The organism is Nocardioides sp. NPDC006303 (assembly GCF_040613175.1).
Classification (GTDB): Bacteria; Actinomycetota; Actinomycetes; order Propionibacteriales; family Nocardioidaceae; genus Nocardioides.
Genome location: NZ_JBEXRR010000035.1, coordinates 51,043 through 59,353, shown reverse-complemented (window position 1 = coordinate 59,353; position 8,311 = coordinate 51,043). Strand labels below are relative to the sequence as shown.

The window sequence follows — 8,311 nt, the reverse complement described above, 5'->3', positions numbered from 1 at the left end:
GACGGCCTTCGGCCGCCGGCTTCGCCGGCCGCTTCGCGGTCCTTGACACCGGGGCCCGTCGAGAAAAGATTTGGCTGGCTATCGGGGCGGCGGCCCGGGTGTGGCGCGGAGAAGATCTTGCGCGTTGAGTTGGCGTTGAACGACGTGAGGGTGGCCCTTCGGGCCACTTACCATCCACAGATGCTAGGCCGTTCGCTCACCGCGAAAATGGTGGTTGACCTGGGAAAATAGATGGCCAGAGGAGGTCGGGAAGCGTAGAATCAGACCCATCACAACACACCTCTGAAGGGAAGGGTATGCGATGAGTCTCGGCCGCGAGATCAACCCCTGGGACACCAACCCCGGGGACGCGATCGACGCAGCCTTGACGACCATCGAGACCGCCCTTCAAGACCTGTTGGCCACCGATCCCGCGTATTGGCGGACCGGGCAGAAGAAAGACCTCCTCGAGCGGCTGGAGAAGCTCCAGGCCCAGCAAGCTGCGTTGAAGCTGCGGGTGCTCGCCACGGCCGGTGATATCGCCGAGGAGACCGGCGCCAAGGATGCCTCTGGGTGGATGCGGACCGAGCTCCTCGTCGACAAGGGCGTGGCACGCTCGCAGATCAAACTCGCCGCAGGTGTCGCGAAGTACGACCTCGTCGCCGGCGGTCTCGCCGAAGGCATCGTGTCCCAGGACAAGGCCCGGGTGATCACCCAGGCCCTCGACGCCATCGAGACCGATCCGGCTGCCAGCGGCGAGGACCTGGTCCTCGCGGAGAAGCTCCTGGTCGACTACGCAACCAGCCTGACGGCGAACGAGTTGAAGATCGTGGGGCGACGGATCCTCGCCGAGATCGACCCTGAACGGTTCGAGCAGGCTGAGGCCAAGGCCCTCCAGCGCGAGGAGGAGCACGCCCGGCGGCGTACCTTCTTCTCCTCCCGCGACAACGGCGACGGCACCGTCGACATCCACGCTCGTGTTTCCCGTGCGGTCGGGATGAGGCTGCGGACCCTGCTGGACTCGCTGGCGCAGCCGAGGAAGCTCTCGGCCGAGGACAAGGGCCGCAAGGCACCGTATGACCGTCTGCTGGGTCAGGCGTTTGCCCGGGTGGTCGAGACCTACGACGTCGACCAACTCCCCAGGCACGGCGGCCACGGGACCACGGTGTTCATCACGATGAACGTGGAGGATCTCCGCAAGGACCTCGGCACCGCGGCGTTGGGGTTCGATGGCGAGAAGATCACTGCCGCCGAGGCTCGCCGGATGGCGTGCAACGCAGACCTGGTCCCGGTGGTGCTGGGCACCGATTCTGAGATCCTCGACTTCGGTCGCACGGCACGGTTGGCGTATCCGATCCAACACCGAGCCCTCCGGCTACGCGATAAGTGTTGCCAGGCCGAAGACTGCGACGCCCCAGCGGCCTGGACCGAGGCCCATCACTTGAAACCGTGGTCCGAAGGCGGCCGAACCGACCTGGCGAACATGGTCTTGTTGTGTGCGAGTGATCATCGCCGTATCCATGACCCCAACTACGGCTATGAGCGACTGCCGAGCGGCCGGATCCGGTTCACTCGGCGTACCTGAACCGGCTGATCCGTGGCGGCCGGCGCTGCGGTGCCGTATTCATCCGAGCCCGCTAGGCGACGCGCGCTGATCCACGTCCTCCCGCGCCGTCGTGTCATGCCACGGCAGCATCCTCGGACGACGGCGACGACAAGGGCATCGTGTGTCCAGCTCGGTCGCATGCTCGTCGGCCAACTGATGGCAACCCCTGCGCCTGTGCCAGCGGTCCGGGACCGACGTGGTCAGCAGCCAGATGAGGCGGCAGCGTCTGCCACGGCCGGCGTCGTCGACGCCCATATCCCTGGCCCTGCTTGTGAAGCGTTCACAAGGTGTCATCGTCTTGTAAAAGCACGGGCAGACCTTCACCTCGCCAGGAGTCACCGGCCCGGATTCCCAAGCCCGTACGTAACCCATGGAATCCGCGCCAAACCCCGCCGCCGACCCGATATACAGCGAGAACACCCTCCGTTACGGGTCGGCGGCCAAGCCATCCGAGATCGAGCACCACGCAACACAACGCCCACACCCCAACTGCTTGACTGCGACCCATGACCGAAGCCGAAGAACTGACGAAGATCAGCATGCTCTGGGAGTCGGCCGATCCAGAGGCTGCGCTCACCGAGCGGTTCGGCTTCGCCTCCGCGGCCGAGGCGACGGACTGGGTGGCCGGAGCGCTGGCCGAGCACTGGGGGCTGAAGGTGGTCGCGTGTGAGCGGCTGGTGATCAGCGACGCTAACTGCCTGGCGTGGATCACCGTCGACGGCTGTCGGATGATCGCCAAGTGGTCGATGCGGCCACGCGTGTTTGCGCGCTTGGCGGCGATCGCACGGCTCACGGTGTGGCTGGGGGAGCGTGGGATACCTGTGTCGATGCCGCAGGCGGCTCGGGGTGGCAGAGTCCAGGTGGAGGTCGACGGGTTCTCGCTCGGGCTGCAGCGGGTGGTCGATGGTGAGCTGCTGGACATCACCGATCCCGAGCAGGTCAGGGCTGCGGGCGAGATGCTCGCGAGGATGCACGCCGCGATGGCCGAATACCCGGAGCGGATCCCCACCGACCAGCCGCCGGCACCCGGCGCCCAGCTGGTCGGCAACGACTTCAGGTCGGCCAACATCATCTGGTCAGGAGGCAAGATCGCGGCGGTCCTGGATCTGGAGGAGGCGACGTACCGCCGCCGGGTGGACGACCTCGCTCAGGCCGCCGTCCTGCTCGGCACGCGCTATCACCGCTGGCGTCCGACACCGGCCGACGTGCGCGGGGCGTTCGTGGCGGCGTACGAGTCGGTTCTTCCGTTGGAGAAGGACGACGCCGGCTCGCTCGAGGACGGCGTCGAGGCGCAACTGGCGCGCATCCGGTGGCCGGGCTGATCCTTCAGTCGCCGACGGCGTCGATGCCGCGCTGGACGATGAGGTGATCGGGGGTGCCGACGACTTCGGGGTCCTTCTCGTCGTAGTCGTGGTGGGCGAGGAAGTAGCGCATCGCATTGAGCCGGGCGCGCTTCTTGTCGTTGGAGCGGATCGTGGTCCAGGGCGCCCAATCGGTGTCGGTGCGGCGGAACATCTCCTCCTTGGCGGCTGTGTAGGAGTCCCACTTGTCCAGCGACTGCACGTCGATGGGGGAGAGCTTCCACTGCCGTACCGGGTCGATCTGGCGGATGATGAAGCGGGTCCGCTGCTCCGAGCGCCCGACGGAGAACCAGAACTTCGTGAGCGTGATGCCCGAGTCGACGAGCATCTGCTCGAAGAGCGGCACCTGGTGCATGAACTGCTCGTACTGGTCGTCGGAGGCGAAGCCCATGACCCGCTCGACGCCGGCGCGGTTGTACCAGGACCGGTCGAAGAGGACCATCTCACCGGCGGTGGGCAGGTGCTGGACGTACCGCTGGAAGAACCACTGCTGCGACTCGCGGTCCGACGGCTTGGACAGCGCGACCGTGCGGGCGTAGCGAGGGTTGAGGTGCTCCATGAACCGCTTGATCGTGCCGCCCTTGCCGGCCGCGTCCCGGCCTTCGAAGATCAGCACGTGCTTGCCGCCGACGCGGTCGTTCCAGCGCTGGAACTTCAGCAGCTCGACCTGGAGAAGGTACTTCTGCTCGTCGTAGACCTCCCGGGCGATCCGCTCGGTGTAGGGATAGTTCTCGCGCCAGGTGTCGACGGCCTTGCCGGCCGGGCCCAGGAGTACGGGGTCGTCATCGTGATCCTCGCCGATCGTGTGACCCTCGATGATCAGGTTGTCGATGTACTCGCGGAATCCCTGGGACATGCACACGACCATAGGCAGGGGAGGTGAACGGGCGTCGACGTTTCAGCAAGCATCGCCATCGGGCCGTAACCTTGGTAGACGATGAATGCCCGGACCGTCTATCTGGACCACGCCGCCACCACTCCCATGGCCCCGGCGGCGATCGAGGCGATGACCGCGGAGCTGGCGCTGGTCGGCAACGCGAGCTCGCTGCACGCATCGGGGCGCCGTGCGCGCCGGGTGCTGGAGGAGTCGCGAGAACGGATCGCGGCGGCGCTCGGGTCCCGGCCGGGTGAGGTCGTCTTCACCTCCGGTGGCACCGAGGCGGACAACCTGGCGCTCAAGGGGGCCTACTGGGCCCGCCGCGGCCAGGACCCTGCCCGCACCCGCATCCTGGCCTCCACCGTCGAGCACCACGCCGTGCTCGACCCGCTGCACTGGCTGGAGTCGACCGAGGGAGCACAGGTCGAGCTCGTCCCGTGTGACACGACCGGCCGCATCGACCTCGCCGCGATGAAGGAGGCCATCGAGCGCGACCCCGCCTCGGTGGCGCTCATCTCGGTGATGTGGGCCAACAACGAGGTCGGCACGCTGCAGCCCGTCGCCGAGATCGCCGAGATCGCCTCCGAGTACGGCATCCCGGTCCACTCCGACGCCGTCCAGGCGGTCGGCGCGGTGCCGGTCGACTTCGCGACCAGCGGCGTCGACGCGCTCTCCGTGACCGGCCACAAGCTCGGTGGCCCGGTGGGCGCCGGAGCGCTCGTCGTGCGCCGCGAGCTCGAGCTGACCGCGCTCGTCCACGGCGGCGGCCAGGAGCGAGACGTACGCAGCGGCACCCATGCGACCGCGGCCATCGTCGGCTTCGCGGCCGCCGTCGAGCTCGCGGTCAAGGAGCAGGAGGCGTACGCGACCAGGGTCGGCACCCTGCGCGACCAGCTGGTCGAGCAGGTGCTGGCGGTCGTGCCGGACTCCCACCTCAACGGCCCGGCCCTCGCGCCGCTCGGCCGCCACCGGCTGCCCAACAACGCCCAGATCGCGTTCCCCGGGTGCGAGGGCGACTCGCTGCTGATGCTGCTCGACGCCGCTGGGGTCGAGTGCTCGACCGGTGCGGCCTGCTCGGCCGGCGTACCTCAGGCCTCTCACGTGCTCCTGGCCATGGGCCAGTCGGACGAGCAGGCGCGCTCCTCGCTGCGCTTCTCGCTCGGGCACACCACGACGGCCGAGGACGTGGACCGGCTGGTCGCGGCCATCGGGCCTGCGGTCGAGCGCGGCCGGGCTGCGGGGTTGCAGCGCTGATGGGACTCTGCTGATGGGAACGGGGATGAGAGTCGTCGCCGCCATGTCCGGGGGAGTGGACTCCGCCGTCGCCGCCGCCCGCGCGAAGGAGGCGGGCCACGACGTCACCGGCGTCCACCTGGCGCTCTCGCGCAACCCGGCGTCCTACCGCACCGGCGCCCGCGGGTGCTGCACGATCGAGGACTCCAACGACGCCCGCCGTGCCGCGGACGTGATCGGGATCCCGTTCTACGTCTGGGACCTCTCTGACCGCTTCCACGAGGACGTGGTCGAGGACTTCATGTCGGAGTACGCCGAGGGGCGCACCCCCAACCCCTGCCTGCGCTGCAACGAGAAGATCAAGTTCGCCGCCGTGCTGGACCGGGCGCTCGCGCTCGGCTTCGACGCCGTCGCGACCGGCCACTACGCGACGCTTCGCACAGGCGCCGACGGCCTCGTCGAGCTTCACCGCGCCGTCGACGCTGGCAAGGACCAGTCCTACGTGCTCGGAGTGCTCGACCAAGCCCAGCTCGAGCACTCGCTGTTCCCGCTCGGCGACACCCCCAAGCCGCTGGTGCGTGAGGAGGCCGCTCGCCGTGGCCTGCTCGTCGCCGACAAGCCCGACTCCCACGACATCTGCTTCGTCGCCGACGGCGACAACGCCGGCTGGCTGCGCGAGAAGCTGGGCGACCGGGCCCCCAACGAATCCGGTCCCATCGTCGACGAGACCGGTGAGGTCCTCGGTGAGCACCAGGGGACGTACGCCTACACGATCGGGCAGCGCAAGGGCCTCCGCCTCGGCAAGCCCGCGCCCGACGGGAAGCCGCGGTTCGTGCTCGACATCGAGCCGGTCTCCGGCACCGTCACGGTCGGGCCCCGGGAGCACCTGGCCGTCGACGGCCTCTCCGGGATCCGGCCGCGGTGGGCCGGGCGTGCGCCTGAGGGCGTCCTCGAGGGCACCGTTCAGCTGCGCGCGCACGGCGATGAGCACCGTGCGCGGGTGACCGTGGTCCCCGAGGGAGCCGAGATCGAGCTGCTCGACCCCGCCTACGGCATCGCGCCTGGCCAGGCCGCAGTCATCTACGACGGCACCCGTGTCGTCGGCTCGGTCACGATCTCCACGACCCGGCGGGTGGCTCTCGCGTGAGAGCTACCGGAGTCGGGTCGCTACCGGGTGAGGACTACGCAGAGGCCTGCCGCGTCCTGCTCGGCGAGCTCACCGACCTGCCGCACCTTCCCGAGCTGCCGGCGCGCGGCGCGATCGCGAATATGACCGGCCGGGCGCTGGCGGTCCTCGAGGGGCTCGACGCCGACCTGCAGCCCGCGGGCTGGCGGCTGACCGGCACCTCCGGCTCCTCCGGGGTCGACCACCGGCGCGCCCGCAGCCTGCTCGCCCAAGACCTCGACACCGTCGAGGAGCTGGTCCAGGACTCTCCGCTCACCTCGGGCGGCGGTGCGTTCAAGATCCAGGTCGCCGGACCCTGGACCCTCGCCGCAACCGTCGAGCGGCCGCGCGGTGACAAGTTGCTCGCCGACCACGGCGCCCGGCGTGACCTGGCGCAGGCGCTCGCCGACGGCGTACGCACCCACATCCGTGACGTACGCCGCCGCCTCCCGGGCGCGGACACGCTGGTCGTCCAGGTCGACGAACCGGCGCTGAGCGCCGTGCTCAACGCCCAGGTGCCGACCGCCTCGGGGTTCGGCAAGCACCGCAGCATCGACCTCCCCGAGGCGTCCCAGGCGCTCGAGTGGGTGCTCGGCGCGATCGCCGAGGAGGGCGCGATCCCGTGGGTGCACTCGTGCGCACCCGGGACCCCGCTGGGCCTGCTCCGCAACGCCGGGGCGACGGGGATCAGCGTCGATCTGACCCAGCTCACCGCCGCCGACCACGACGACCTTGCGACGGCCTTGGAGGCGGGCGACACGGTCGCGCTCGGCGTGGTCCCCGCGATCGCTCCCGCGGGTGCCGCGCCCACCGACAAGTCGGTCACCGAGACCGTGGAGCGCTGGCTCGACATGCTCGGGCTGGATACCGCGCACGACATCGTCCTGACGCCCGCGTGCGGCCTCGCCGGCGCCGATGGGCGATGGGCTCGCACCGTCCTGCGAATCCTCACCGAAAGCGCGCGTCACCTGGCGTAGATTTCCCCCATGCAAAAACGGGGGACGGCACTTCTGGCCGCGGCTCTTCTGCTCGTTGGCTGTGGCAACGAGGTGCGCCAGGCGGACGACGCGGACGAGAAGCCCAGGCCGACGCAAGCAGCGAGCATCGACCCGGCCGATCTGAGGCCCGGCAACCAGCCTGCGACCCCCGAGGCGATCGCGGCGATCACGCTCCAGCGCGTGCCCGTCCAGGCGGAGGCGTTCGAGGGCGGCGACCTCTACTTCGAGCAGGACGAGGTCGGCACCGTGCTTCTGTGGGGAGCCGACCACTCGTTGGAGGTCAAGGCCGGCGCGGTCGACGACGACCTGCTCTCGACCTGGTGCCACGACGGCATGTCGGACTGTGTCGAGGTGAAGGCCGAGACCGGCACGGCGACTGTCGCCTGGGACCTCGCCACCGACGACGGCACCCCCGGTCAGCTGATGGTCTCCCATGCGTCCGGGGGAGAGGAGCGCCGGGCCGCGTACGTCGGCGAGAAGATCACCGGCGACCCGCGCAAGCTCGATCTCGAGGTGAGCGTGGACGATCTCGTCGCACTGGTCACCGACCCGCGCCTCGGCACGAAGACGACCATGAAGATGACGAAGGCACAGGTCAGCGGCTTTCCCTCGGAAGGCGCCAACGGCACCGACGAGGTCGCGCTGACCGCCGGCGCGATCGCGGCGGGACTGCTCGAGACCAAGGCGTACGCCGACATCGACTCCTTCGAGAAGGCCGACGTCTCGGCCTACGGCAAGGGTGCCTTCGGCGTCGTCGGCACCACCCCCGGCGGCGGCACCGTCACCGCGGTCCACGCGCCGAACCTGCCCGCCGCGAAGCGGAAGTGCCCCACGACCCTCACTTGCTCCAAGGGCGACACCGACGGCTACGACGGCTGGACCGACGGGTCGGCCGAGACCGTCCGCTGCCACGAGGCGGAGGGCGAGTTGCCCGCCTTCTGTGCGGTCGTACGCCAGCAGGCGCCCGCACCGTTCCCCGGTGACGACCTCGACCCGGTCCTGTCCGGGCTCGAGGTGGCGTTGGAGACGCTGTGGCCGACGGTCTCGGCCGAGACCGCCAGTCGGGGTGAGTCGCTGGTCGGCTGAGCGCGC

7 protein-coding genes are annotated in these 8,311 nt (G+C 69.5%); 6 read left to right on the top strand and 1 reads right to left on the bottom strand.

Going from position 1 to position 8,311, the window contains the following annotated elements; translation table 11 throughout:
• Positions 1-301: 301 nt before the first annotated feature.
• The gene (locus tag ABZY89_RS22435; protein WP_355230763.1) at positions 302-1,564 is read left to right on the top strand and encodes a DUF222 domain-containing protein; all 1,263 of its coding nucleotides are present in this window, start codon (positions 302-304) and stop codon (positions 1,562-1,564) included.
• Positions 1,565-2,091: 527 nt separating this feature from the next.
• Positions 2,092-2,907: a phosphotransferase gene (locus ABZY89_RS22430; protein WP_355230761.1), complete on the top strand. Its 816-nt coding sequence runs from the start codon at positions 2,092-2,094 to the stop codon at positions 2,905-2,907.
• Positions 2,908-2,911: 4 nt separating this feature from the next.
• Here the strand turns inward: ABZY89_RS22430 and ppk2 are convergent, their stop codons facing one another.
• On the bottom strand, positions 2,912-3,802 hold the full coding sequence (gene ppk2 / locus ABZY89_RS22425; protein ID WP_355230759.1) for a polyphosphate kinase 2: 891 nt from the start codon (positions 3,800-3,802) through the stop codon (positions 2,912-2,914).
• 81 nt (positions 3,803-3,883) lie between these two features.
• Here ppk2 and ABZY89_RS22420 point away from each other — a divergent pair, with 81 nt between their 5' ends.
• The 4 genes from ABZY89_RS22420 to ABZY89_RS22405 are packed head-to-tail and all read left to right on the top strand — an operon-like array spanning position 3,884 to position 8,305.
• Positions 3,884-5,077 (top strand): cysteine desulfurase family protein, encoded by a 1,194-nt coding sequence (locus ABZY89_RS22420; RefSeq protein WP_355230757.1) that lies wholly within the window; start codon positions 3,884-3,886, stop codon positions 5,075-5,077.
• A gap of 25 nt (positions 5,078-5,102) precedes the next feature.
• Positions 5,103-6,203: a tRNA 2-thiouridine(34) synthase MnmA gene (gene mnmA / locus ABZY89_RS22415; RefSeq protein ID WP_355230755.1), complete on the top strand. Its 1,101-nt coding sequence runs from the start codon at positions 5,103-5,105 to the stop codon at positions 6,201-6,203.
• Entirely contained in the window at positions 6,200-7,198 is a 999-nt protein-coding gene (locus ABZY89_RS22410) for a methionine synthase (protein WP_355230753.1), read from the top strand. The genes mnmA and ABZY89_RS22410 overlap by 4 nt, the downstream gene beginning before the upstream one ends.
• A gap of 9 nt (positions 7,199-7,207) precedes the next feature.
• Positions 7,208-8,305 carry a hypothetical protein gene (locus tag ABZY89_RS22405; RefSeq protein ID WP_355230751.1) on the top strand — a complete coding sequence of 366 codons (1,098 nt, stop codon included), beginning with the start codon at positions 7,208-7,210 and terminating at the stop codon, positions 8,303-8,305.
• The last annotated feature ends 6 nt before the right edge of the window (positions 8,306-8,311 follow it).